Annotated in this window: 20 protein-coding genes and 1 tRNA gene; 9 read left to right on the plus strand and 12 right to left on the minus strand. The window is 50.6% G+C overall.

Translation table 11 applies throughout. From position 1 onward, the window contains the following. Positions 1 to 9 precede the first annotated feature (9 nt). Genes ACG2F4_RS05275 through ACG2F4_RS05285 form a run of 3 tightly spaced genes read left to right on the plus strand, consistent with a single transcriptional unit; the run spans position 10 to position 5,540 of the window. The gene (locus ACG2F4_RS05275) at positions 10 to 3,150 is read left to right on the plus strand and encodes a SusC/RagA family TonB-linked outer membrane protein (RefSeq protein ID WP_395259165.1); all 3,141 of its coding nucleotides are present in this window, start codon (positions 10 to 12) and stop codon (positions 3,148 to 3,150) included. 32 nt (positions 3,151 to 3,182) lie between these two features. Beyond that, positions 3,183 to 4,676, plus strand: a complete 1,494-nt coding sequence (locus ACG2F4_RS05280; protein WP_395259166.1) for a SusD/RagB family nutrient-binding outer membrane lipoprotein — start codon at positions 3,183 to 3,185, stop codon at positions 4,674 to 4,676. 30 nt (positions 4,677 to 4,706) lie between these two features. Continuing rightward, positions 4,707 to 5,540 (plus strand): hypothetical protein, encoded by an 834-nt coding sequence (locus tag ACG2F4_RS05285; protein ID WP_395259167.1) that lies wholly within the window; start codon positions 4,707 to 4,709, stop codon positions 5,538 to 5,540. Positions 5,541 to 5,629: 89 nt separating this feature from the next. Here ACG2F4_RS05285 and alr read toward each other — a convergent pair whose 3' ends face one another. The 8 genes from alr to ACG2F4_RS05325 all read right to left on the minus strand — a co-directional run bounded on the left by alr (position 5,630) and on the right by ACG2F4_RS05325 (position 14,388). Next, entirely contained in the window at positions 5,630 to 6,805 is a 1,176-nt protein-coding gene (gene alr, locus ACG2F4_RS05290; protein WP_395259168.1) for an alanine racemase, read from the minus strand. Between the two features lie 12 nt (positions 6,806 to 6,817). Beyond that, entirely contained in the window at positions 6,818 to 7,978 is a 1,161-nt protein-coding gene (locus ACG2F4_RS05295) for an amidohydrolase (RefSeq protein ID WP_395259169.1), read from the minus strand. A 396-nt stretch (positions 7,979 to 8,374) separates the two neighbouring features. Continuing rightward, a complete protein-coding gene (locus tag ACG2F4_RS05300) occupies positions 8,375 to 8,980 on the minus strand; it encodes a peptidoglycan DD-metalloendopeptidase family protein (RefSeq protein ID WP_395259170.1) in 606 nt (201 codons plus the stop codon). Then, the gene (locus ACG2F4_RS05305) at positions 8,977 to 10,047 is read right to left on the minus strand and encodes an alanine racemase (protein ID WP_395259171.1); all 1,071 of its coding nucleotides are present in this window, start codon (positions 10,045 to 10,047) and stop codon (positions 8,977 to 8,979) included. The genes ACG2F4_RS05300 and ACG2F4_RS05305 overlap by 4 nt, the downstream gene beginning before the upstream one ends. Before the next feature lies 1 nt (position 10,048). Next, positions 10,049 to 10,489, minus strand: coding sequence for a GNAT family N-acetyltransferase (locus ACG2F4_RS05310; protein WP_395259172.1), 441 nt, complete (start codon positions 10,487 to 10,489; stop codon positions 10,049 to 10,051). A 1-nt stretch (position 10,490) separates the two neighbouring features. Continuing rightward, entirely contained in the window at positions 10,491 to 11,981 is a 1,491-nt protein-coding gene (locus tag ACG2F4_RS05315; RefSeq protein ID WP_395259173.1) for a sodium:solute symporter, read from the minus strand. A 417-nt stretch (positions 11,982 to 12,398) separates the two neighbouring features. Beyond that, complete coding sequence (locus ACG2F4_RS05320) at positions 12,399 to 12,857, minus strand: polymer-forming cytoskeletal protein (protein WP_395259174.1); 459 nt, start codon at positions 12,855 to 12,857, stop codon at positions 12,399 to 12,401. Between the two features lie 481 nt (positions 12,858 to 13,338). After that, positions 13,339 to 14,388 (minus strand): hypothetical protein, encoded by a 1,050-nt coding sequence (locus ACG2F4_RS05325; RefSeq protein WP_395259175.1) that lies wholly within the window; start codon positions 14,386 to 14,388, stop codon positions 13,339 to 13,341. A gap of 265 nt (positions 14,389 to 14,653) precedes the next feature. On the opposite strand from ACG2F4_RS05325, the gene rocD reads away from it, so the two are divergent. Continuing rightward, entirely contained in the window at positions 14,654 to 15,895 is a 1,242-nt protein-coding gene (rocD, locus tag ACG2F4_RS05330; RefSeq protein ID WP_395259176.1) for an ornithine--oxo-acid transaminase, read from the plus strand. Positions 15,896 to 16,477: 582 nt separating this feature from the next. Here rocD and ACG2F4_RS05335 read toward each other — a convergent pair. Then, positions 16,478 to 16,550, minus strand: a tRNA-Met gene (locus tag ACG2F4_RS05335). A gap of 141 nt (positions 16,551 to 16,691) precedes the next feature. Here ACG2F4_RS05335 and lat point away from each other — a divergent pair. Next, entirely contained in the window at positions 16,692 to 18,050 is a 1,359-nt protein-coding gene (gene lat, locus ACG2F4_RS05340; protein WP_395259177.1) for an L-lysine 6-transaminase, read from the plus strand. A gap of 22 nt (positions 18,051 to 18,072) precedes the next feature. On the opposite strand, the gene ACG2F4_RS05345 is transcribed toward lat, so the two are convergent. The 3 genes from ACG2F4_RS05345 to ACG2F4_RS05355 form a co-directional block, all read right to left on the minus strand. Continuing rightward, a complete protein-coding gene (locus ACG2F4_RS05345; protein ID WP_395259178.1) occupies positions 18,073 to 18,792 on the minus strand; it encodes an SDR family oxidoreductase in 720 nt (239 codons plus the stop codon). A gap of 93 nt (positions 18,793 to 18,885) precedes the next feature. After that, positions 18,886 to 21,120 (minus strand): phosphoribosylformylglycinamidine synthase subunit PurL, encoded by a 2,235-nt coding sequence (gene purL / locus ACG2F4_RS05350; protein ID WP_395259179.1) that lies wholly within the window; start codon positions 21,118 to 21,120, stop codon positions 18,886 to 18,888. Between the two features lie 94 nt (positions 21,121 to 21,214). Beyond that, entirely contained in the window at positions 21,215 to 21,913 is a 699-nt protein-coding gene (locus ACG2F4_RS05355) for a YjjG family noncanonical pyrimidine nucleotidase (RefSeq protein ID WP_395259180.1), read from the minus strand. 157 nt (positions 21,914 to 22,070) lie between these two features. On the opposite strand from ACG2F4_RS05355, the gene ACG2F4_RS05360 reads away from it, so the two are divergent. The 4 genes from ACG2F4_RS05360 to ACG2F4_RS05375 all read left to right on the plus strand — a co-directional run bounded on the left by ACG2F4_RS05360 (position 22,071) and on the right by ACG2F4_RS05375 (position 24,987). After that, entirely contained in the window at positions 22,071 to 22,655 is a 585-nt protein-coding gene (locus ACG2F4_RS05360; protein ID WP_395259181.1) for a LemA family protein, read from the plus strand. Positions 22,656 to 22,715: 60 nt separating this feature from the next. Continuing rightward, the gene (locus tag ACG2F4_RS05365; RefSeq protein WP_395259182.1) at positions 22,716 to 23,165 is read left to right on the plus strand and encodes a TPM domain-containing protein; all 450 of its coding nucleotides are present in this window, start codon (positions 22,716 to 22,718) and stop codon (positions 23,163 to 23,165) included. A gap of 40 nt (positions 23,166 to 23,205) precedes the next feature. Further along, positions 23,206 to 24,009 (plus strand): NIPSNAP family protein, encoded by an 804-nt coding sequence (locus ACG2F4_RS05370; RefSeq protein WP_395259183.1) that lies wholly within the window; start codon positions 23,206 to 23,208, stop codon positions 24,007 to 24,009. 189 nt (positions 24,010 to 24,198) lie between these two features. Continuing rightward, entirely contained in the window at positions 24,199 to 24,987 is a 789-nt protein-coding gene (locus tag ACG2F4_RS05375; RefSeq protein WP_395259184.1) for a TPM domain-containing protein, read from the plus strand. Positions 24,988 to 25,098 lie beyond the last annotated feature (111 nt).

Raw genomic sequence — 25,098 nt, forward strand, 5'->3', positions numbered from 1 at the left:
AGGTTATCTATGCTTAGAAAGTTACTATCCATAGGGGTTATTCTACTTGCCTCTGTATCGATATCCTATGCACAGTCTGGTGATATCACCGGCGTTGTGACGGATCAGCAGTCTGGCGAACCAGTGCCGGGTGCCAATATTTTCATCCCCAACCTGGAACGGGGTACGACAACCAATGTTGACGGGGAGTACACCCTGAACAATATTCCGGTAGGCACCTACATGGTTCGGGTATCCTATATCGGCTATACCACAATCCAGCAAACAATCGATGTAAGCACCGGCCAAAACGAGATTAATTTCGAGATGCAGGCCGACTTAATCGGATTGGAAGATGTAGTGGTAACCGCCCAGCAAATTGAAAAAGAACGACGATCGCTGGGTTACAGCGTTACCAGCGTAGGTGGCGAAGAGATTAACAAAGCCAAAGAAACCAACTTTGTTAATTCACTGGCCGGCAAGGTACCCGGTGTTTCCATCACCAACCAGTCCGGCAACGTTGGCGGCTCCTCGCGAATCGTCATTCGTGGTATCGCCTCCCTTTCCGGGAACAACCAACCCCTGTTTGTAGTGGATGGTATTCCCATTTCCAATGCAAATATCGTATCCGGCACCTCGCAAGATCGTCTTACCGGGGCTATTGACGTCGGAAACCGGGCATCGGATATCAACCCGAATGACGTGGAGTCTATTTCAGTCCTCAAAGGAGCGGCGGCGGCAGCCCTTTACGGTCAGCGCGCCAAAAACGGGGTCATTATGATTACCACCAAAACCGGGGAAAGCTCCGGGGTCTCTGTTGACATCAATTCGACCGTTCGCACCAGCAACCCGCTGCGACTGCCGGACTTCCAGAATGAATATGCACAGGGCGACCTGGGTAAATACGACGTGGAAGACCTGGATGGATGGGGCCCTCGCATAAACGGCCAGGAAGTTGAAGATTTCAGGGGAGAAACCGTTACGCTGCAAGCCTATCCCGACAACGTCAAGAACTTCTATGACAGCGGCGTTACGGCCATCAACAGCGTTTCTGTTGCCAACGCTGATGAGGATGGCGACTTCCGGTTGGGCGTCACCCGTACCGACCAGGGAGGCATCATTCCCAATAGCAACCTGGAAAAAACAAACCTGTCGCTGAACGCCGGAAGCAATGTGAGCGACAAGATAACAGCCCGTGTTGGTTTCAACTATGTCAAAACCGAAACCAGGGGAAAAGCAGTAGCCGGCGGCAACGACCCGAACGTACTGACCTCGCTTGTCAATACCATTCCACGGACCATCGCCAACAGCCATATGGAGGATTACCTGAATGAAGACGGAAGCCAGAATGCTCTTAGCTCATTCACCAACAATCCATACTGGATCACCAATGAGAATGTATTCACCAACGGCATTGACCGCGTGTTTGGTTACGGAAATATCCAGTACGACCCCTACGAGTTTCTCAACATTTCGGCTCGCGTGGGTACCGATTTTTATACCGAAGACCGGCGCAATATAAATGCCAAAGGAACTATTGGTCGTGAAAACGGGCTGTTCACGCAGGATGTCATCCAGAATTACCAGTTTAACAGCGACATCATTGTGACCTTCCAGAAAGACCTGACCGAGGATTTCAACCTGAAGGCGATTGCGGGGCACAATATCAACACTACGAGGCTTCAAATTCAAAACAACGAAGCCCAGGAGTTGACGGTTGACGGCCTGTACAACTTTGCCAATGCAGGCTCCAACACCCCTTCCAACGAATTCTCTGAACGCCGCCTCATTGGGGTATACGGGGATGTGACGCTCGGCTACCGAGACTACCTGTTCCTGGAAGTTACCGGGCGTAATGACTGGAGCTCGACCCTGCCCAAGGATAACAACTCGTTCTTCTATCCCTCGGCCAACCTGAGCTTCATCTTTACGGAAGGGCTGAACCTAGACAGTGACCTGCTCTCCTACGGTAAGCTGCGACTGAATTACGCGCAGGTGGGCAGCGATGAAGATCCCTACCAGCTCGACTTCCGCTACTTCCCGGTAAGTTCGTTCTTCGGGCAGTACGGCACCGACAACACCTTTCCCTTCGGCGGGCAGGTAGGCTTTGAGGCGACCGGCACCATTCCACCTTCCGACCTGAAACCGCAAAACCAGATCTCCTATGAGGTTGGAGCGGAACTGCAATTCTGGGGCGGTCGGTTCGGTATCGACTTCACGCTGTATAAAATCGACACCGAAGATCAGATTATTTCTATCCCGATTCCGGAAAGCACGGGCTACAGCCTCCGCAGAACCAACATTGGTGAACTTTCCAACGAAGGTATCGAGGTTTCACTGAACACCACCCCGGTTCGGGGACGCGACGTAAGCTGGAATATGGATGTGAACTTCACCAAAAACAACAACACCGTTGAATCGTTGGCGCCCGGTGTGGAAGAGATCATCATTGAAAGCGGCTTCAACAGCCTGCAGGTCAAAGCGGAACCCGGCAAATCGCTGGGCCTCTACGGTCCCGGGTTTGAACGCGACCCGGCCACGGGCAAGCCGGTCATCGACCCCAATACCGGGTTGAGAAGAGAAGGAGACATCATCCGCCTTGGAAGTGTTGATCAGGACTTCTCCGTTGGATTTAACAATACGTTCCAGTACAAGAACATTGGCCTCAGCTTCCTGGTAGACTGGAAACAGGGTGGTACGCTGTTCTCACAAACTGTGGGCGTTCTGCGAAGAGATGGTGTGGTGGAAGAAACACTTGAAAACCGCGAAGGCACCTTCATTGACGACGGCGTTATTGTAACTTCCCGGGATGCCGACGGAAATATTACCGGCACACGTCCCAATGACGTTCCCGTTCAAAGCATGGAGGACTTCTGGGGGCGCTATTCCAGTAGCTCTATCCATGAAGGCAACACATTTCCTGCCACCTATGTGAAGCTCAGGGAGGTCAGCGTATCGTACAACCTCCCGCGCCGCATACTGCAAAACACACCGATCAGCCGCGCCTCGGTTGGACTCACCGGCCGGAACCTGTTCCTGCTGTACAGTGAGATTCCCCATATCGATCCGGAAACCGGCTTGTTCGGCTCGGCCTCCAACGGCCAGGGTATTGAGTGGAACAACCTGCCTTCGGTGCGTTCCTTCGGGGCCAACGTCAGCATTTCTTTCTAAACAACTATTTATTTTAAAAGCAAAAAGAGATTATGAAGAACTTAATTTTTAAAAAAGTCAGTGCAACCTTTTTTGCACTCGTACTACTCTTTTCCGCAGGGTGCAGCGATTTTCTTGATATCAACGAAGATCCCAATGCTGCGACTGAAGTAGAAGGCGACCTGCTGTTCCCCACTGCACTCGGGTACATCGCGTCCAACCGGGCCATAGAAATTGGTCCCTCCAACACCTTGTGGGCGCAAATATGGAGCTCCAACGGTTCAACCAGCGTGTTTACTGACTCCGAGACCTATGCCGTCAGTTCATTTATGACCGGGAACACCTGGAGCTTCTACTACGTAGATGTGCTGAAAAACCTGGAACTTGTCAGGCAACAGGCTGAATCGGCCGATCCGGTGCGCAACAACGTTGCCGCACAGGCCAAAATCCTGCAGTCATACGTATTCTACGAGCTGACCGTCCTGTTTGGCGCGGTTCCCTATACCGAGGCCGTGGACAGCGAGATATCCCAGCCAAATTTTGATGACCAGGAGACGATTCTACGCGGACTGGTAACCGATTTGACCGAGGCTGTCGACCAGATTGAGATCGGTTCGGAGCTGGCCGGGGTTACCGACGGTGACCTGATCTACAAAGGTGATATGGCGAAATGGGAAAAATTCGGCAACTCGCTGAAGCTTCGCATCCTTATGCTGATCAGGAACAAGGACAATTCGGTAGACAGCGAAATTGCGGACCTGCTCGAAAATGAGCCCTTGATTCGCACAAACGCGGATAATGCGGAAATCCCGTTCTTTAATGAAACCAACAACGCCAACAACCTCTGGAAACTGAACAACCAGTTTGCCGGATTTGTCAATGCGGGGAACGGAAACGGGTATCTTTTTGCCGGTGACCCTCTCGTGTCATTGATGAAAGATCTCGGCAATAATGGCGATCCACGGTTAGGCACCTATTTTGAGTACGCCGTTGATTTTGATGACGGTACGCAGCAAACCAGCGAATACTTCGGGCAGGAAGCCGGGGTATTTGACTACAACGACGGGGAAACCTCCATGCTGAGTCAAAACATCATTCGCCAGGATTGGCCCAGCCGCATTGTTACGGCCTCAGAAGTACTCTTCTACGAGGCGGAATACTATGCCAACCAAGGCGATTTAGATGCCGCTGAAGACAGTTATGAAGCGGGAATTCGGGCAAGCATGGATTACTTTGATGACAAGCCCGGGTCCATTCCGGACAGCGAGCGCGACGACTACATCAACGCCCTGGATGATCTGAGTACACTGGGACAAACCCAGGCACTTGAAGACATCCATGAGCAGCAATATATCGATGTCTTTGAAAAAGCGCCTGAAAACTGGACGCAGTGGAGAAGGGTGAAAGTGCCCGACCTGCCGGTGCCGCAAAATGCGCTGCTTGGGAATATCATCCGTCGATTTCCATATCCACCGGACGAGCTCTCTGCAAATCCCAATGCGCCAAGTCGCCCGTCAAACGACACGCCGATGTGGTTTGAAAACTAATTGCCTAATCTAATTTAAAGAGACTTACCTATGAAATTGTTAAAAACATTCGTCTTAGTGGCCGCGGCCTTAGCCACGATGCTATTCTACGGCTGCGAAAACGTAAATGAACCGTACGATATCAGCAGTACTGCCCAACCGCCTTATGTAGAGCTGCAGGACACGACCAGCCAGGTTCTGGAAGGAGATACCCTGGATGTAGTGTTTGAACTACCCGTGGCGATTGGGGAAGATGTGGATGTCACCTTCTCCATTTCGGGAACGGCAGAATATGAAACCGACTGGAAAACAGATGACGACAATGTCAGCCCGGACGGGGGTACGGTAACCATCGAATATGTGGATTCCACCACTTCCAACGATGAATACGCCCTGGAGCTGATCTTTCCGAGAGATGGTGAGCAGGACGGGGAAAAAAACCTGACTGTTACCCTGGAAAGTGCCGTTTCTGAAAGTGGCGAAGAGCTGATGGTGGGACAAGGCCCTATTGAAAAAGTTCAGAATATCAGTATTCAGGACTTTGATGAAGTAATACCGGTTACAACCGGTACATACGATTACGAGGTTACCGGTGATTTTGCAACTTCAGGATCTGGCGTAGAAGTTATCAAATTAGCTGATCCTGTCGTTGAGGATGGAACCGAATATCCTTATCAAGTCTCAAATGTAGGTCCAGGTGTATTTAGTGGTGCAGTACCCCATGAATTTAGTGTGGTCGGTACGGGTGTCGTTATTGCTCCAAGTACTTATTCAGATGTAGTTGTAGAAGGTGGAACCTACAATACTGAAACTGGTACCTTGACTATTAATGTCAATTACGGTCCGGGTGTCTATACATGGACAGTTACCCTTACCCCACAATAGACACTTATACACTCTAAACTTAAAAAGGCCGCTGCATTTGGTTGCAGCGGCCTTTTCTGATTGTAACCCGCGAGGCATACCAAGCCGGCCTATTCAACTACATTTCGCGGCAGGTTTTCCGGCAGCCGCACCAGCACCTCGTAGTTCATGTTGTTGGTCATCTCACTGAATGAGGCCACCGTCATCTCCTGCTCTCCCTGGTGCCCGATAATGACAACCTCATCCCCCTTCTTCACGCCGGGGATGTCGGTAATATCGATCGTCAGCAGGTTCATGTTTACCAGCCCCGCTACCGGCGCCCGCTCCCCGTTGATAAGCACGATGCCCACATTGGTCAGGTTCCTGCCAAACCCGTGCGAGTATCCTATCGGTACCGTGGCTATCGTTTGATCGCGGCTGGTCAAGTACACGTTGCCGTAGCCGATAAACTCTCCCGCTTCCACGTGCTTTATACTCATAACGCGGCTTTTCCAGCTCAACACCCGCTCCAGGGGATCCACAAACGGGGTTGCGCGGTCCGTATGGTTTTTCTTAATAAAGTTCATGTATGTTTCGCGGTTGGGCCAGAAGCCGTACTGCGATATGCCCACGCGCACCATATCCATCCTGGTCTCGGGGTAGTTCAATACCGCAGCCGAGCAGGCGGTGTGCCGGTACCGGCCCTCAATGCCTTTGTCCCGCAGCCAGTCGTAGAGCTTTTCAAACTCCTTAATCTGTTCTGTCACCCGCACATGGTTGCTGACGCTTTCCGCACCGGCATAATGCGTGCAAATTCCTTCAATAATCAGATGTTCAGATTCCTTCAAGAGCGTATCCGTCACTTCCGGGAGCTTGTGTTTTTCCAGGCCGAGCCGGTGCATGCCGGTCTCCAGGTGAAGGTGAATACGCGCCGGTTTGCCCACTTTCCGGGCCGCAGAAACGGCGGCATTCAGGCGGTTGCGTTCGAAGATGAAAAAGGAGATCTCCCGTTCAATAGCCCACTCAATGGCGTTGTTGCTGATCATGCCCATGATCATGATATGGCACTGCTCCGTTGCGGCCTTATATGCGGCTGCGGCTTCATCGGCACTAAACACCGCGAAATACCGGACGCCGCACGCCTCGGCCATCGGCACAAAATGATTGATTCCGTGCCCGTAGGCGTTTCCCTTGATCACGGAACAAAATTTGACATCGGGACCGATCAGATCCCTGAAAAATAAGATATTTTTTTGAAAGGCATTTTTACTGAGTTCTAAATAGGATGGTGCAAGTTCTTCAGGCATAAAGTATCGCTGTTATTGTTCAAATCCTGTAATCTGGTTGAGTATATGGATAAACATGCTGACTCCGGGAGAGATCAACGCATCCGGAAAATCATAGCTGCCGGCATGCAGCGGCGGCTGGTCCACGCCCGCCCCCAACCCGAATATCGCCCCCTTGTAGCGCGAGGTAAATCGTCCAAAATCTTCGGACCAGGCAAACGGAGTCTCCTTTCGGGTCAGTTCGAGTCCTGCCCTGCGGGCCGACTCTTCAATATATGCGTTGCACCCGGTATCGCTCCGGGTGGCTTCAAAACGCTCCGTCCAGCGGGTATCGGCCTGCAGGCCGTATGTTTGTGCAATGTTGCTCACCGTGTCTTCCGCCCGCTCGCAGAGTGCTTCCATCAGCTCATTCTCGTAGGTGCGCAGAGTCGCCCGAAATTCTGCATATCCCGGGGAAGTTCCAAATGCGACCTCGCCGAGCTTCGAATGGATAACAGTCGCCTTGGCGGCCTGGTCCAGCGATGCATAGAACTGGGGAAACGCCGAAAACTGCTGGATGAGGGTTGCCAGCGCCATCGCGGGACTCCTTCCGCGCTCGGGATGTGCGGCATGTGCGGTTTCTCCCTTCAGGATCACCTCATATCCTCTTGAGGCGGAGGCAAAGACACCATCCCTCAGCAAAACCTGTTTCAGCGGGTAGCCCGGCAGGTTGTGGAGCGCAAAAATAAAATCCGGTTCCACTGCCCGAAATTTGTGGTCGTCAAGAACACGGGCTGCTCCCTGCCCGGTTTCTTCGGCGGGCTGAAACAGCAGGTGTACCTCTCCCGCCCGGGGGTTGTGATCCTGCAGGTAACGCGCAACCCCGGCCACAATCGCCATATGTCCGTCGTGGCCACATTTGTGGGCAACTCCTTCTGTTTTCGACCGGTAGGAAATCTCATTTTCTTCAGGAATCGGCAGGGCGTCCAGCTCGCAGCGGATCATCACACGGGGTCCCTCCCGGCTTCCTTCAAATACGGCTATAATCCCTTCTCCCCCAATACCTTCGAGCAGCCGGTCCGGGGCACAACCCTCGAGCAGCCGCCTGATGCGGTTACTCGTTTTATATTCTTCGCCGGAAAGTTCCGCCAACCGGTGCAACTCGTGGCGCAGCTCCGTAAGTTCTTCTATTGTATTTCCAGCAAGTGTTTCCATCGTTCATCTATTGTATTAAAAAACTTTTGAATTCTTCAGTGGTCGACGTTTTGCCACCCTGAGAATGGCCTGTTTCTGTAAAGCCGTTCGATTATCAATGGAGATAGGTTTTTAAGCCTCCTAAATGTAGTCAGCACTACTCCCGGTTGTGACCGGGTGGTACCACTCGTCTGGGTATTGGAGATTGCAAAAAGATCTGTCAGGTTCCAGTCTACTTCATCCGTTACAGAAAAGTAAGCGCTCAAACCCTGGATTGGGATTGCTTCCATGCAGAAAGAGGATCACACGAATCATGTAACGATACTATTTGCACTACTACTCCGTGGTGATCTTCCACATCGGTGTCATCTGCGTTCCGTTAAACCTGAGTGCCCATAGTTGGCATGGTACCATGCCTTAATAGATATCCCCTACAATCAAACGCGGATCAGGGTATTTTTCAAGTGCCGTTTCAATATTTTCTTCAGCCACCACGCCGGGCATGTCGGCCCGGCCCGGATCTTCGACCGAGAGCTGAAAATGCAGGTGGGGCTCCCATCCGCCATTTTCCCGGTGCGCTCCCACCTCCGCGAACTCCTGTCCTTTTTTAATTTCCTGCCCTTTTTCCAGCCGGTCAAGCGACGCTCTTGCCAGATGCCCATGCAGCGCAAACAGGACCGCCCCATCCAGGCTGTGCCGGGTTACGACGGTGGGACCGTAATCCCCCGGCCGTGCGTTATCTGCGAGATAGGCGATTTCTCCCTCAAAAAAGGCACACACCGGCACCCCTGCCGGCGTCCAAAAGTCGATACCGACATGGATATTCCTGCGGTTTTGATACTGGGGAGCCACGTACATGCCGCGTCGTTTTTCGTTGTAGCGCCCAATACCCCACTTTTCCCGGCGGATCAGCCCGGGATCGTATCCCATCGAGAAGTCGAAAACATACCACTCCCCATCGTATGCTACAACGGGGGCGAACGAAAACCGGGCGGGATCAAAAGGAAGGGATTCCGGGTTCATTCAACAATTTTATCGATATAGTCGGAGTTCATTATGCCGAGCGCCCCCATATATTTCAACCGGAAGCGGATAAAGTCGCCCACCTGGTAGTTATTGCTGTTGTCTCCCACATCGAGAACCAGCATGTCGGAGCTTGCGTCCGCAACCCTGATATCATCGTGCACATTGATCAGGTGGTCGGGATCGATGTCGAGATAACCGATATCCAGTATGGCCCGGTAGGAGGTCTCCCCGTAGGCCTCCTTGTCGATGTCGTAGGTTTCACCCTGGGGATTCGTACCAAGATCTCCACTGGGAACTTTCGGCTTTTCGGAAATTTCGATGATCTGCGTGTAGAGTTCAAACACCCCTTCGTGCATTCCTGAAATTGTGCCCCCGGTAAACAGGTTTTTGCCGAAAAACAGGGCTTCTCCCACCCGAAAGTGGTTGATGCCGCTGGGCAGGCGGTTTTTTAGCAGCAAAGGAATGGTAACCGTGGTCCCGCCGGATACCAGGGGAATATCGACATCAAATCTCAGTTCAAGAATTTGCTTGTAGAGCGAGAGTTGAATCAGCTTGTCCTCGTCGGGCATGACCCCGTGCATGCAGTTTAGATTCGTACCCAGCCCGATGACCTCTACATTCGGCAGTTTAAAAATCTTTTCATAGAAATCGATCAGGTCGTCGCGTACCACACCTTCCCGGAGATCGCCCATCTCAATCATCACAATCACCTTGTGGATCTTGTCCTGCCGGCCGGCCTCCTCCGAAAGCGCGTGCAGGGTGGAGAGCTCCGTATTCAGGCTTACGTCAGCATATCTGACCACCGACTCGATAATATCTTTGGGCGGGGGCTTGATATAGATCGTCAGCGTTTCCGGGTCGATCTCCTTGATCTTTTCCAGGTTGCTGATGCGGGAATCGTGCATCTCCTTGACTCCCAGCTCGGCAACTTCCTTCAAAAATGGGGTATGCCCGCATAACAGCTTCGTCGTTATTCCCCACTTGATGTCGTTCTTCTTGAACAGCTGGTCAAGATAATTGTAGTTATCGCGCAGTTTATCGCGATATAGCTTGAGGTATGCCATGCTATTTTTTTAGTCTCATTTCGAGATATTTATTGGTAAAACCGTACTTCTCATACAGATGGACAGCGGGGTTGTGTTCCTCAACGTGCAGCGCAATATCTCCATCCGTTGCTTTGATGATTCGCTCCATCAGTTGCGACCCGATACCCTCACCGCGGTATTCGCGATGCACGGCGATATAGACAAGAATATTTTCGGGAATATATCCCTTCATATTGGTCTTGTTAATGATCACCGCCCCGGCAATCTGCCCGTCTTCATGCGCAATCAAAATCATTCCGTCCTGCCCGTCCTTATCCCCGTAGGCATAACCGATACAATTTAAAATATGTTGTTTTTCATCCCCAAATTCATCCAGGTGTTCATATAAAAAATCGGCAATTTCTTCACGGCTGAATTCCGTGGGGTTTTTATCATCGGAATAGCTTATATCAAAATTCATTTTATACTTGTGGATTAACGGGTTGTTCATTTCTTTCGGCGGTCTCGGCCTGCTGCGGCGTGCTGCTGTCCGGGAATAAAAGCGATCCGGCAATAAAGGTGACCGCGGAGACAGTGATACCGAAAACGTTGGCATCGAGACCGGCCGGCAGTTGTTCTACAAACACTTCAAGATACACCGTTGTTCCTCCACCTGCCAGCATGGCTATGATAGCCCCGGCACTGCTGCTTTTCTGCCAGTAGAGTGCGCCTACGATCGGCACAAACAGGCCTGAAACCATAAAGGCGTAGGAATAGAGCATCAGGTCGAGAACATTTGTCATCGTGGTGGCAATAAAGAGGGCGACAGCCCCAATGATCAGCGTGGTTACCTGCGAGAACCGCAAGAACTGATCCCCTTCGTGATCCACATCTTTAAAATACCCGATAATGTCGGATACAACATTACCTGAAGCCGCCATCAGGCAGCTGTCGGCGGTAGAAAGAATGGCAGAGAAATAGGCTGACATCATGATTCCCATCAGTCCCACCGGCAGCACCGTACGCAGCAGCATGGGCAGCCCGGTCTCAGGGTCGGTCTCCGAAATATTGGCCGCTCCCAGGTAGTCGAACATGCCCTGGGCGGCCGCCACCTTGGCAAAAAGTCCAAGTGATACCCCCATAAAAGCCATCACCGGCCATTCAAAAAGACCTGCAAGGTACCAGGCTCTTTTCGCGGTTTGCTCGTCGTTACAGGCATATATTCGCTGGTAGAGTGTCATCCCCACAAACCAGATCGGGATGATCGTGACCCCCCAGTAAACCACGCGCTGCCAGGTCAGGTTGGTGATGGTCAGCAGGCTGGGATCCACGGAGCGCTGTATCGCTTCCCAGCCCCCCACGGCATAATATGACACCGGGATTCCGATAAATATCAGCCCGGTCATCAGGATGGCCCACTGGATGGTATCGGTGTATATAACCGCTTTCAGTCCCCCCAAAACGGTATAGAGCACGGCAACCGTGCCCATAATGATCAGCGCCGTTTGCAGGTCCAGGTTGGCAAACGTTCCGTTTGCGAGTTTGGCCCCCGCCAGGATCTGGGAACTGGTAAAACCGGCATATCCCACGGCGGAAATGATTCCCGCCACCAGGGCCACGTGGGGATTAAAGTAATACTTAAATACTTCCGGGAACGTGTAGGCCTTGTCAAACACCCTGTTTCCCTTCACCTTGGGAATGAGGAAAACTGCGGCCAACCACGCCCCCACGAGACCCGTAAAGAGCATCCATGATCCCGAGAGCCCCAGTACAAATCCGAGTCCGCCCAAGCCGATCGAAAAGCCTCCGCCTACATCGGTCGCCACCACCGACAGGCCGATATGCAGGCTGTTCATATCGCGTCCGCCTACATAGTAATCATCGGCGCCCTCATTTTTTTGGAAAAAGAAAAATCCAAATCCAAGGAGTCCGATCATGTAAAGGATAAAAATCGTCAGGTCGATCCAATGCATAAGACAGGCAAGTTAAACTAGATCGTTGATGATGAAGAGATGATGTTGGATCATGAGAAAGAAATCCAATGGAATGAGCAGCCACAGGAACCGCGATGAGCGTTGTAACTTCAAGATTCTGTGGATGATTTCAGCAGCTTATGAACGTGTACGATGATTGAGATGCTATTCCGCGTGGGTTTACAAATACGTTTAGAATCAGGCTACTCAAACAGATTTCAGTTGAATTTCCATTAAATATACACCCGGGGAATATGCATCTTCTCAAATAGCATCGGCCGGCAACCAAATCTTACCCGCCGTTAAACCCGGATTGCGGATTTGCAATCGGTCAACCCGCATTGAAGTGACTAAATATACAGGTAACCGACCGCGGATGTCAAACCGGCACCTGGTTCATTTTTCTGAGAAAAGATACTACCACAGCCGCTGCGGCGTGGTATCGTCTCCAACTGCTTTTTTGTGCTCCACTTCGTTGTTTCCACCCGTGTCTTGATGAGATTCTTCCGATTCATAAATTTTCTGATAGGGCGTCGTATGTTGTTCGGACTTTTCCCCGGTTTGCACGGGAGGTTCATTCTGTACTTTCTTTTCATTCTTTTCTGGAGTCCCATTCAGGGGAACAAATTCGGTTTTTTCCCTGTCTTTTTGCTTGAACCGGAAATCCATCCTCAGCCGGCCTTGATGTACCGATCCCTCCTCGATTAAATATTTTTTTGTAGAGATCTCTCCCTGAACTACTGAACCCTGCTTGAGAACAACTCCCTCGTTGGCCTGGACATTTCCCAGAATTTCTCCTTCCAGAACCAGGCGGCCTGTATTCACTTCTCCCTGAAATGCAGTATCCTCATCAAAAAAGATATACCCTTCACTCATTCTAAATACGACCTCCCTGCAAGAATTTAAAGATTTTCAATAATGGCTGCTGTTCTCTTTGCAGAAACAAGATTGTAACCCCTGTTGAATGGAGTCAAACTAAAAAATCCTGCTCGATATTCTATATTAGATTCAGTTAATATTCTTGAATTGAGATTAATATCGGCGGGAACTGACGGGAGGGAGAAAAGTCAACTCCTTTACAATTATCGGCAGCGAGAAGGTGGTCGTATCGACAACATAAAATGCGAGAATCACTGTGAGCGACCTTTGTGAAATCACGTAACTGGCCAAGAGCTATCTACCCATCACGGTGTAAGCCTTTACCAGGGAGACCCTTCCTGCGTTCAGGAGGGCTGGCCGATGTTGTAAAACCGCCACTAATAAAAAAGCCCTGCCTTTTCCGCGGCGCATAGAACGCCTGAGAAAAAGACAGGGCCAAACTCAATCTACTTAAATGTACGTTGGCGGTTAAGGCCGCTTATTCAAGGGTATTTGACGGCTCGGCGGCAGATTGCTTGGATACGCATACAAGCGTATTTGCATTCCCCATGTCAACACCTACGGCCACATCCTCCTGGGCCTGTTTCTGGGTGTTAATACAGTACCCGCGCACCGCCATTGTATGGGGATTGTCAGGGACTATCACATTGAGGACTCCTTCAAACTCAGACTTTATCTGGTTGGTCAGTTCTCCAAAATAAGCTCCGCCCCCTACTACATAGAGCTTGTTGCAGGTTTCAAAGTCGGAATCCTGGAAGGCGTTCATCAGGGCGGGACGGACGATATTACTGTAGTAGGAACGCAACACCTTTTGCTTCAGCGTGGTCAGATCTATGGTACGCTTGTTGATATTGATCTTCCCTTTCTGAAAGGCCACATTTAACTGGTGTTCCGTCTTGAACCCGAGGTAGTGATCCTTTTGGAGCTCATCTTCCATCAGGTTGATCGCATAGCGGATACCCCGTGTACTGATCGCGGTACGCCGGATAATTCCGCTCTTTGTACTTACAACTCCCTCGCAGGAACCGTAGCCCAGGCTGACTACAAAAAAGTCATCGGTTTCGGGAACGTCCCCATGACGCAGCGCAATGATACTGCCGGCCACTTCAGGAACGACAAACACCTGATTTAAATTAACCGAAAGGGCCTGTTTGCCACTGGCCCCGTTCATACGGTATGTAGAACTGTCATATACAATATCAAAGGTTTTGGTCAACCGCTGTTTAGCTGTATTTTGATGCAGCTGGTACATGGCAAAAGGGAAACCCAGCGTCAGAGAAAAGTTGTTGCCGGCTTTCTGCTGCGCCAACAACAGGGCGGCACGAAACAGGAGTTCGAAATCCAGTTCACCTGGCGCACAATTGATTAAACGATGAGGAGACAATCCCTCTTTTAACGCCAAATCCCCGATGATATAGGACTCATCATTGTGTTCAATTTTCAAGCCTTCTAACAGACTGTTGCTTACACCGTTCAATTGAGCTCTTGTAGACTCAAAGACACTCGGAAAAACTGATATATCCATCATGACATCTCCTCTGTATTCGGACTGAGAATCTTTATAGAATGATTTTGTTTAGAATTTTGCAGTGTTAGTATAAGAATTTTTTAACAAAAAGCTACTAGATTTACGCAAAAACCGGATATTTAATACAACGATTTTGGTTATAGATTGCTACATTGCGAGAAAAATGTCCCCTGCACAGACAAAACGATTGTCAGACCTTATTTTTTACAAATCGGCCGTATCATCGTAAATTCAGGTCAATCTAAAAGTAGAACACGTTTTTTATATGAACAGTACGCAACACGCCATTGAACTGGAAAACAAATATGGAGCACATAATTACCATCCCCTCCCGGTAGTGCTGGAACGCGGAGAAGGGGTTTTTGTCTGGGATCCGGAGGGAAACCGGTATTATGACTTCCTGTCTGCGTATTCTGCTGTCAACCAGGGCCACTGCCATCCCAAAATTATTTCTACCCTGAAAGAGCAGGCTGAAAAACTGACGCTCGTTTCCCGGGCTTTTTACAGCAACATGCTGGGACAGTACGAGGAGTACATGCACGACTATTTCGGATATGACAAGCTTCTGCCGATGAATACCGGGGCAGAAGCGGTGGAAACCTCAATCAAGCTGTGCCGTAAATGGGCCTATGAACGAAAGGGGATTGAACCTGACCGTGCCAAAATTTTGGTCGCCGACGGGAACTTCCACGGAAGAACCACCAGCATTATCTCCTTTTCCAATGACCCGCTGGCGCGTGCCAATTTTGGTCCTTATACCCCGGGATTTGAATCGATTCCATATGACGACCTGGAGGCACTTGAACGCGCGTTGCAAAATCCCAATGTGGCCGGTTACCTGGTAGAACCGATTCAGGGAGAAGCTGGGGTCGTGGTTCCTTCGGAAGGATACCTCAAAAAAAGTTACCAGCTCTGTAAAAAGAACAACGCCCTGTATATCGCTGATGAAATACAAACCGGTATTGCCAGGACCGGTCAGCTGCTCTGTGTAGACCATGAGGGAGTTCGACCTGATATCGTTATTTTGGGAAAAGCCCTCTCCGGAGGGGCGTATCCCGTATCGGCAGCCCTGGCCGACGACGAGGTGATGGAGTGTATTCGTCCCGGTGAACACGGATCCACTTACGGTGGAAATCCATTGGCGTGCGCCGTTGCGATGGCTGCGCTTGATGTGGTAAAGGAAGAAAACCTGGCAGAAAACGCAACTAGGCTCGGGTCCATCTTTCGTGATAAAATGGAACAACTGATCGGTGAATCGAACCTGGTCAGCAGTGTTCGGGGCAAAGGGCTGCTAAACGCGATGGTCATCAACGACACCCCGGAAAGCAACACAGCCTGGAATATCTGCCTGAAGCTGAAGGAAAACGGTCTTTTGGCCAAGCCGACCCACGGCAACATCATCCGGTTTGCCCCCCCTCTTATAATGACCGAGGAGCAGCTTATGGACTGCATCCGAATTATTAAAAAAACGGTCCTCGACTACGAGCACGCGGCCGTGTCCCAGTAACAATCTGGAAGATCGATTGGGGTGGGTTCGCATTTAAGTTCGGTGCATGTAATCCCCCTCGTGTACCGTTCTGCATACGCATTCACCAGGAAACCAGTTTAACACTGGCCTGCCCCATTCAACAAAAGGGCCTTTTAAAGACTATTCAAATCGTTATGAGCTTGTTGAAGAATTTCCAAATTATGATTTGAGCTTTTAATCAGGGGACTCTCAAAAAGTTAAATTCGCCCTTTTCCCCTTCTCAATCATCGTTCCTGGTTCATTTTTTGTTCGGCTAAAAAATGAACTAAAAAAGCCGCTGGGGATGGGTAGATGTTCCCTTTCCCGGGTCGGTTCGGGCCGGTTGTTTTCAAACGCCGGCCGCTTCTCAATTGGTGCGTGCCGCCATTCCCCAGACCCCGAGGGATACTTGCCACCATATTGCCAACCCCAATGCCTAATAGCCGATAACAAATAACCAAACTGCACCTGCGCTTGTCGCTGGCGGCTACAAAAAATCCAGCCTGAATATTCTTCTTATTCGAAATGTACCTTACATAAAAAAAGCGGCTCTCCACCTGTAGCAGAGAGCCGCTTGATTAGTGGCGGGGGCAGGATTCGAACCTGCGACCTTCGGGTTATGAGCCCGATGAGCTACCAGCTGCTCTACCCCGCGATAGAGTTGACAAATGTAAGCTTTACTTGAGCCAATGTCAATATAAAAACGCGTATTCCTTTCCAATTTGTATAAAGCAGCGTTCAACGATTTTTCACTATTTTAAGTTGTGTTAATTCAGCTTAATCAAATGAGAGTTATATGTCATCAGATACACCGGTTACGCCTGAACAAGTTCGTCATATCCTGGGAAAGCACATCCTGGCAGATGGTTACGAAATAGTACTCGACCTTGATCAAAGCCAGGGACTATATCTTATCGACGCAACTACAGGAGAAGCCTATCTCGATTTCTTCAGCTTTTTTGCCTCCAATCCACTGGGAATGAATCATCCCCGCCTCGCAAATGATCAGTTCATTCAAAAGCTGGGAAAAGTAGCTGTAAACAAACCCTCAAACTCGGACATTTATACCGAGGCGATGGCGGAGTTTGTCAACCATTTCGATCGAATTGGTATCCCAGACTACCTGCCCCACACCTTTTTTATCTCGGGTGGAGCGCTGGCGGTCGAGAACGCGCTAAAGGTGGCATTCGACTGGAAAGTCCGTAAAAATTTTGCCAGGGGATACACGACGGAGAAAGGGCACAAAGTTCTCCATCTCGAGCAAGCGTTCCATGGGCGGACGGGATATACCATGTCGTTGACCAATACCGATCCCACCAAAACCAGGTATTTCCCCAAGTTCGACTGGCCCCGCATAGTTGCACCGGCAATGACATACCCCTCCACTGAGGAGCGGATATCCCGGGTAATGGACCTGGAGCAGCAGGCTATTGAACAGGCTCAACGGTATTTCGAAAAATATCCCGACGAGATTGCCGCTATTATCCTTGAACCGATACAGGGGGAAGGTGGAGACAATCACTTCAGGCCGGAATTCCACCGGGCGCTGCGCCGGCTGGCTGATGAGCAGGAAGCCCTGCTTATCTATGACGAGGTGCAGACGGGCGTGGGCATGACCGGCAAATTTTGGGCCCATGAGCATTTTGTGAAGCCCGATATCCTGGCATTTGGCAAAAAAGCCCAGGTGTGCGGCATTCTGGCCAGCCGCCGCGTGGATGAGGTGGAGGAAAATGTATTTAACGTCTCCTCCCGTATTAATTCGACCTGGGGAGGAAATCTAGTGGACATGGTTCGATTCGGGCGTATTCTCCAGGTTATTGAAGAAGAGAACCTGGTGGAACATGCGGCTGAACGTGGTCGCTACCTGCAACAAAAAATTGACGAGCTGGCCGAACGGTATGAACAAGTGACCAATCCACGGGGCAGGGGATTATTTTGCGCTATCGACTTTCCAAACACTGAATTCCGGGACCAGGTTACTTCCCAGTGTTTTAAAAACAAGCTTATGATCCTGGGTTGCGGGACGCGAACCGTGCGATTCCGTCCGCCGCTCACCGTGCAAACCGAGCATATTGATGAGGCGATCAGCATTATAGCAAAATCGCTCGAGGAGGTTATGGCCACCAGTTCCGCAAAGGCTGGTAATCGTTTCTGAGTTGCATTGAAAATCCCTGTTCTCACACCATCTGGTGAGATTCAGGCTGAATTACAATTTCATTTAGTACCGATGGGTCCGGCTGATTCGCCGCGTAATATACCGATTTCGCCACTTCTTCAGGATCAAGCATTTTCTCTTTTTGCACCCTCATATCGACGTTGGAACTGTCCCACAGGGGGGTGGCCACCCCTCCCAGGTACATCAGCGTGAAATTGATGCCGCTGCGGCGATGCTCTTCGACGAGAGATTTTGTAAACCCGGTTACGGCAAATTTGGTAGCGGCATAAACAGACGCATTTTTCATTACATATTTTCCCATCGTGCCGGGAAACATTATCACCTGTCCCCTCTTTTCGGTAGCCATGTGACGTACCACGGTCTGGGTCACCAAAAAGGTTCCGTACACGTTGGTTTCAATAAGATCTTTTGCATCGTCCGGTTTGATATCCAGGAGGGGCTGAATAATGGCCGAACCGAAGGCGTTGACAAGCACATCGATCCCTCCCAGATCGCCCGTAATTTCGCGGACCATGGTGGAAACGGATGCCAGCTCGGTGACTTCAACGCCGATCACATATGCCTCACCTCCGCTGTCATTGATCTGTTTTGCGGTCGACTCAGCCTTTTGCGTATTTCGGGCGGCCAGTACGACTTTTGCCCCGGCACGGCCAAAAACGCGGGCGCATGCACTGCCGATTCCGCCGGATCCCCCGACAACAAGTATGACTTTTCCTTTCATAAAACCTGGATTGTGATCTTTGTTATGCTATCCACTTCCCCATTTGGCAAAGCAATATGAGAATTATTCATTCCTGAATTCGTTTTAGAGAAATCAGTTCATCGCCCCGGGAATAACGCCCTGGTATATTTCACTTATTTCCTCGGCAGAAATATCGATGGCATCGTCGATAACCAGGTTTTCACCGGTTACCGATCCCAGCAGAAACAACGGTATTCCGGCATCAGAAAAGTGGGCCTTGAACGCCTCCAGGTTCTCTTCCGATACTGTTACCACAATCCCCGACTGGGCTTCGGAAAAGAGCTGCTCAACCAGCGAGCCCCGCAGTTCTTTTAGGCTGAGGGAGGCTCCCTTTCCTGAAAATTCAACCATTTCGGCAAGCGCCACGGCCAGTCCGCCGTCAGAGACGTCGTGGGCGGCCGTCACCAGCTGTTTTTTGATGGCAGCCAGCACGCTCTCCTGCAGCGAAGCCTCAAATTCAAGGTCGATATCCGGAGCGTTCCCGGTCGTCATCTCGTGAATAATCCGCAGGTACTCGGAGCCCCCGAGATCTTTGCGATCGGCCCCGAGATAAAACACCAGGTCGCCCTCGGATTTAAACCCCGGGGTCATAGTGTGTCGCTCAAGATCTTCCACCAGCCCCAGCATCCCTATGACGGGCGTCGGGTAGATCGCCGCCTCCGGATTTTCGTTATAGAAACTGACATTCCCACCGGTAACAGGCGTATTAAAGGTGCGGCAGGCCTCACTCATGCCCGCCAGCGCCTCCCTGAAGGTGTAATAAACTTCCGGCTTGTACGGATTTCCGAAATTCAGGCAGTTGGTAATGGCCAGCGGTTTGGCGCCGCTGCAGACTACATTGCGTGCTGCCTCGGCCACTGCAATCTTGCCCCCGCGCCGTGGATTCAGGTACACGTAGCGGCCGTTGCAATCCGTCTTTACGGCCAGACCCTTGTTGGTGCCCTTGACGCGGACCACACCCGAATCGGAGGAACCCGGCCCGTTTACCGTGTTGGTGCGGACCATCGTGTCATACTGCTCGTATACCCACTTTTTAGAGGCTATATTGGAGGAGCCGAGCAGTTTTTCCAGCGTTTGAGTATGGTTATCCGGATGCTTGAGCGTGCCGGTATCGAACTTCTGTACTTCATCGAGGTAATCCGGTCGACGGGATTCCCGCACATACTGCGGGGCTCCACCGCCGAGTACCAGGCTGTCGGCCGGGATATCGGCTTTTACCTCCCCGTCTTTGTAGTAGGTCACATTTCCGTTTTCCACCACTTCCCCGATAATTACCGCGTTCAGATCCCACTTTTCGTATACATCAATGACCTCCTGTTCGCGACCTTTCTCAGCTACAATAAGCATGCGCTCCTGGCTTTCGGAAAGAAGCAGTTCGTATGCGGTCATTCCCTTCTCGCGCTGGGGGACCTTGTCCAGGTCGATCTTCATACCGCATTTTCCCTTGGCACTCATCTCGGATGACGAGCAGCTTATTCCCGCCGCTCCCATATCCTGGATGCCGACAATGCCCCCGTTCCTGATCACCTCCAGCGTGGCCTCCAGCAGCAGCTTCTCGGTAAAGGGATCGCCTACCTGCACGCTCGGACGCTTGTCCTCGCTCTCCTCGCTTATCTCTTCAGAGGCAAAAGTGGCCCCGTGAATGCCGTCGCGCCCGGTGCTGGACCCCACAATAATAACCGGGTTCCCCGCGCCGCTGGCAATAGCAGAGGCCGTCCGGCCCTCTTTCACGATACCCACGCTCATGGCGTTGACCAGGGGATTCCCCTCGTATTTTTCGTCAAAATATATTTCCCCGCCTACGTTCGGAACGCCAAACGAGTTGCCGTAGTCAGCAATGCCCCGAACCACACCATCGAGTAAAAAGCGGACTCTCGGGTTAGACATCTCCCCGAAACGGAGTGAATTCAGGCTGGCTATCGGGCGGGCTCCCATCGTAAAAATATCGCGGTGAATACCCCCCACGCCGGTCGCGGCTCCCTGGTACGGCTCAATCGCCGAGGGATGGTTGTGGCTCTCAATCTTGAACGCACACGCCAGTCCATCGCCGATATCGACCAGGCCCGCATTTTCTTCGCCGGCTCCGACAAGCAGCTGCGGTCCCTCGTTCGGCAGCTTTTTTATTTCCAGGATGGAGTTTTTGTAGGAGCAGTGCTCGCTCCACATAACGGAATATACGCCCAGTTCCGTAAAGGTCGGCTTCCGGCCCAGAAACTCCTGTATTTTTTCGTATTCCTCTTCATTAAGGCCGTGGTCAATAGCGAGTTCCAGGGTTACTTCCGGTTCAGTTATGGTGTTTTCTGACATCAGGTACGTGTATTAGAAAATTGAAAATTGGAAGTTATTTGTCGGTTCATGAACGGTGCCATCGGGTATATTAACCTGGCGAATGAAACCAGAGCTACAAGTTCAGCAGCTTTTTCAATTCCTCAAAATCATCGAATACAAAATGGGCATCGCGGTGCCGCTCATTTTTGGTATCCTCTTTTTCAGTGTACCAGGCCACATTCCATCCAAACGCCGTGCCTCCGATTACATCAGAGGTATAGGAGTCGCCAATGTACAAAATTTCTTCCGGCTTGTGCCTGGTCAGCGATGTAGCGTGTTCAAATATTTCAGGCTGCGGTTTCAGGTAACCGGTTTCCTCCGAAATCACCAGGTGTCGGGCCGTATCCGCCAGTCCAAACTGTTCGATTTTCTTTTTTTGAGTTTCCGCAAAACCGTTGGTCAGGATACCCACGTCAAACTGCGTGCTAATATGCTTAAACACCGCTTCCGCCCCTCCTGTCCAACTCCAGTGGTTTCGATAGGCTTTCATATAGTAATCACCGACTTCCTCACAGGCAGACTCATCGAGCCTGAGACTCCGCAGCGTTTTTTCAAAACGCAGGCGCTGTAATGTCTTTCGTTCTATCTCGCCCTTGCCATATTCCCGCCACAGGGCGGTGTTGATGCGATGGTAGGTTTCGATGAGTGTATCGGGCGTGGTAATGCTAAAAAAATCGAACTGGTGATATAGATCGTTCAATGCCGCTTTTTCTGCTCCCCGGTGATCTAACAGGGTATCGTCCAGGTCAAAGTAGATGAATTTCGGATCCAAAATAGCATACGTATTAGATTCTCATTTTCAGTTGGCTAAAATACGTAACTAATGCATTATCATAAAAAATAAATTCCGGGTGATCCTTGCATCAATCTGCTGTTCATTTCGTATATTGTGCTCGAAATTCCAATTGTTTAAAAATTTTGAGAGTATCATGAATATTAAAACGTGGATCGGTATTGGCGCTCTCGCCGCCCTGGTATTGTATGGAATCAATATCAACAACAGCCTGGTAGCCCAGGAGGAATCGGTTGATCAGGCCTGGGCCCAGGTTGAAAACCAGTACCAGCGGCGATCGGATCTTATCCCCAACCTGGTGAACACCGTGAAAGGCGCGGCAGACTTTGAACAGGAAACCCTTACCCAGGTGATTGAGGCCCGAAGCAAGGCCACTTCCGTACAGGTAAGTGCAGAAGATCTTAACGATCCCCAAAAAGTGCAGCAGTTCCAGCAGGCCCAGGCACAGCTCTCGGGAGCCCTTTCCCGGTTGCTGGTAACTGTCGAAAAGTATCCCGAACTTAAGGCCAATCAAAATTTTCGGGACCTGCAGGTTCAGCTGGAAGGTACAGAAAACCGGATAGCCACCGAACGCAAACGCTACAATGACGCCGTAAGCAGCTACAACACGGCCATACGGCGCTTCCCGGGCAATATTTTTGCCGGACTTTTGGGATTTGACAACAAAACATATTTTGAAGCCGACGAGGGAGCCGAGCAGGCGCCGGAAGTTAATTTTTAAAATTGCATCTGTTTGGTAATCTCAACCGCCATATGAATTTTACACCTCAAACCACAACTCATGTCTTCTGATCTGTATCTTTCTGACGAACAGGAACAGCATATTATTGAGGCTATAGCGGAAGCCGAGAACCGGACCTCCGGGGAAATTCGGGTTCATATTGAACCCAACTGTGACGGTGATCCGCTGGAGCGGGCGGCCGGGGTTTTCCATGAACTCGGAATGGATGAAACACAGCGTCAAAACGGGGTGCTCATCTATATCGCCGCCGAAGACCACAAGGTGGCAGTATATGCCGGGCGGGGCATCCACAAGCAGGTGGAAGAGGGTTTTTGGGAAGGAGTCCTCAAGCTGTTGGTGGAATATTTTAAAAATGATGATTTTGAACACGGCATCGCTGAGGCTGTAACCAAAGTAGGGACCAAGCTTGCTGATCTCTACCCCGGTACGAAGGGAGATCTCAACGAGCTTTCAGACGAGATCAGCTATCACGAAAACCCAGATGAATAAAATAAAAACAACTAACACAAAACCAGGGATTTACTCCAGTATGATACACAGCATCACCACATCGAAATTTGCTTTAACACTTTGTCTCATTTTCACTGCTTGTTCATTTTCTTTAAATGCGCAAAATAGTAATGCCGACCGGCATCTTTACCAACTAAAAGTATACCACCTGGAAGATTCGGAACAGGAGCAGCAGGTAGATGACTATCTGTCCAACGCGTATATCCCCGCACTGCATCGAATGGGGCACCAGCCGGTGGGCGTATTTAAGCCGATTGGGCAAGATACCGTTTCCGACAAACGCATTTATGTCCTGACAGCATTCGATTCATTCTCTCAGTTTGAATCTCTTGACAACAGGCTTGCAAACGATGACCAATACAAGCAGGCGGGAGCATCCTATATCCAGGCTGCTCATGACTCCCCGCCCTTTACAGAAATTGAGACCGTTTTGTTGCGTGCTTTTTCCCATGCTCCAACCATAGCAAAACCGGAGCTGAACACCCCAAAATCGGAGCGGGTCTACGAGTTGCGCAGTTACGAAAGTGCCACCGAAGCTCTGAACATCAACAAAGTTGAAATGTTTAATGAAGGTGGCGAAATACAGCTGTTTGAGGACCTCGATTTTAATGCCATTTTTTACGGAAATGTGCTGGCCGGCAGCAATATGCCCAACCTGATGTATATGACCTCTTTTAATAACATGCAGTCCAGAGATGCCCATTGGGAATCCTTCAGGAATTCTCCCGTCTGGGATCGCATGTCTTCGCTGGAGAAATACCAGAATAATGTATCACATGCAGACATCTATCTTTTAAGGGCAACCGAGTATTCTGACCTTTAATCCCTGTACTGGCAGAGGACTTTTTCAGGACGCAGTATGTTGTCCGGGATTCAGGCCTGAACGAATGGTAACGGCCGATTTTTACTCGTAAATATGAATTTCGATTTTCAAAAATGCCGATATTCGGTAAGCCAACAGCCCTATGAAGTTCTCTGAAATTAACTTTTTGCACGTTATAATCTTCAGTTTATGATGACGCAATCAAGAACAATCGGTTTGTCAATCCTGCTGTTCTGCCTGACGGCCGGTCCGCTATTCGGTCAGGACTTTCCCTTTCCCTCTGAACCGCAGGGACATGTCAACGACTTTGCCGGCATGCTCTCTCAAGCTGAAGTACAACGACTGGAAACCAAGCTGCAAACCTACCGCGATACCACCACCAACGTTATCGCCATAGCAACACTCCCCGACCTGCAGGGGATCTCTATTGAAGAGGTCTCAACCCAGCTCTTTAATGAATGGCAAATGTGGCATGAAGATCGTTACAATGGAGTGCTGATTGTCATTGCACCCAACGATCGCAGGATGCGCATTGAGGTCGGTTATGGTCTTGAAGGAGCGATTCCCGATGTTATGGCCGGCCGTATTATTCGAGAAATTCTCACTCCAAACTTTCGCAATGGTGACTACTACGGGGGGCTCGACCGCGCCACTTCGGCCATGATCGGGCTGGCTTCTGGTGAATATGAAGGGGAACTGAGCAGCTCCTCCCCGGATGGCGGTATCCTCAACAGTGATCTCGTTGTTTTCCTGCTTTTCCTTGCATTTGTACTGTACGTAACGTCACGCAGGGGCGGCGGCGGAGACAAAGGCCGCAGAAGACGGCGTCACTCCCTCAGTTCCGGTGGTATCATCTGGATGGGAGGCGGTTTCGGCTCCGGTGGAGGCGGAAGCTTTGGCGGAGGAGGCGGATTTGGCGGATTCAGCGGCGGAGGTGGGTTTGGCTCTGGTGGCGGAGGCGCCAGCGGAGGCTGGTAATACTGCCGCTGGTTGAAATTTGAGACCTATTCAGTGCAAATAACGGGCCCACACAATCAGGGATTCTTCTGATAGTAGCGCAATCCTGTTTAATACAGATCCAGCTCGAGT

It is taken from the genome of Halalkalibaculum sp. DA3122 (assembly GCF_043951865.1).
Taxonomy (GTDB): Bacteria; Bacteroidota; Rhodothermia; order Balneolales; family Balneolaceae; genus JAMQKA01.

What these genes read in the sequence shown, in the direction of transcription:
- ACG2F4_RS05275 (WP_395259165.1), top strand. Translation starts at nt 10, where the DNA reads ATGCTTAGAAAGTTACTATCCATAGGGGTTATTCTACTTGCCTCTGTA.
- ACG2F4_RS05300 (WP_395259170.1), bottom strand. Translation starts at nt 8,980, where the DNA reads ATGAACCCGGAATCCCTTCCTTTTGATCCCGCCCGGTTTTCGTTCGCC.
- ACG2F4_RS05280 (WP_395259166.1), top strand. Translation starts at nt 3,183, where the DNA reads ATGAAGAACTTAATTTTTAAAAAAGTCAGTGCAACCTTTTTTGCACTC.
- ACG2F4_RS05305 (WP_395259171.1), bottom strand. Translation starts at nt 10,047, where the DNA reads ATGGCATACCTCAAGCTATATCGCGATAAACTGCGCGATAACTACAAT.
- ACG2F4_RS05375 (WP_395259184.1), top strand. Translation starts at nt 24,199, where the DNA reads ATGATGACGCAATCAAGAACAATCGGTTTGTCAATCCTGCTGTTCTGC.
- ACG2F4_RS05370 (WP_395259183.1), top strand. Translation starts at nt 23,206, where the DNA reads ATGATACACAGCATCACCACATCGAAATTTGCTTTAACACTTTGTCTC.
- ACG2F4_RS05320 (WP_395259174.1), bottom strand. Translation starts at nt 12,857, where the DNA reads ATGAGTGAAGGGTATATCTTTTTTGATGAGGATACTGCATTTCAGGGA.
- ACG2F4_RS05360 (WP_395259181.1), top strand. Translation starts at nt 22,071, where the DNA reads ATGAATATTAAAACGTGGATCGGTATTGGCGCTCTCGCCGCCCTGGTA.
- ACG2F4_RS05315 (WP_395259173.1), bottom strand. Translation starts at nt 11,981, where the DNA reads ATGCATTGGATCGACCTGACGATTTTTATCCTTTACATGATCGGACTC.
- purL (WP_395259179.1), bottom strand. Translation starts at nt 21,120, where the DNA reads ATGTCAGAAAACACCATAACTGAACCGGAAGTAACCCTGGAACTCGCT.
- ACG2F4_RS05365 (WP_395259182.1), top strand. Translation starts at nt 22,716, where the DNA reads ATGTCTTCTGATCTGTATCTTTCTGACGAACAGGAACAGCATATTATT.
- ACG2F4_RS05295 (WP_395259169.1), bottom strand. Translation starts at nt 7,978, where the DNA reads ATGGAAACACTTGCTGGAAATACAATAGAAGAACTTACGGAGCTGCGC.
- ACG2F4_RS05345 (WP_395259178.1), bottom strand. Translation starts at nt 18,792, where the DNA reads ATGAAAGGAAAAGTCATACTTGTTGTCGGGGGATCCGGCGGAATCGGC.
- ACG2F4_RS05310 (WP_395259172.1), bottom strand. Translation starts at nt 10,489, where the DNA reads ATGAATTTTGATATAAGCTATTCCGATGATAAAAACCCCACGGAATTC.
- alr (WP_395259168.1), bottom strand. Translation starts at nt 6,805, where the DNA reads ATGCCTGAAGAACTTGCACCATCCTATTTAGAACTCAGTAAAAATGCC.
- ACG2F4_RS05325 (WP_395259175.1), bottom strand. Translation starts at nt 14,388, where the DNA reads ATGATGGATATATCAGTTTTTCCGAGTGTCTTTGAGTCTACAAGAGCT.
- rocD (WP_395259176.1), top strand. Translation starts at nt 14,654, where the DNA reads ATGAACAGTACGCAACACGCCATTGAACTGGAAAACAAATATGGAGCA.
- ACG2F4_RS05285 (WP_395259167.1), top strand. Translation starts at nt 4,707, where the DNA reads ATGAAATTGTTAAAAACATTCGTCTTAGTGGCCGCGGCCTTAGCCACG.
- lat (WP_395259177.1), top strand. Translation starts at nt 16,692, where the DNA reads ATGTCATCAGATACACCGGTTACGCCTGAACAAGTTCGTCATATCCTG.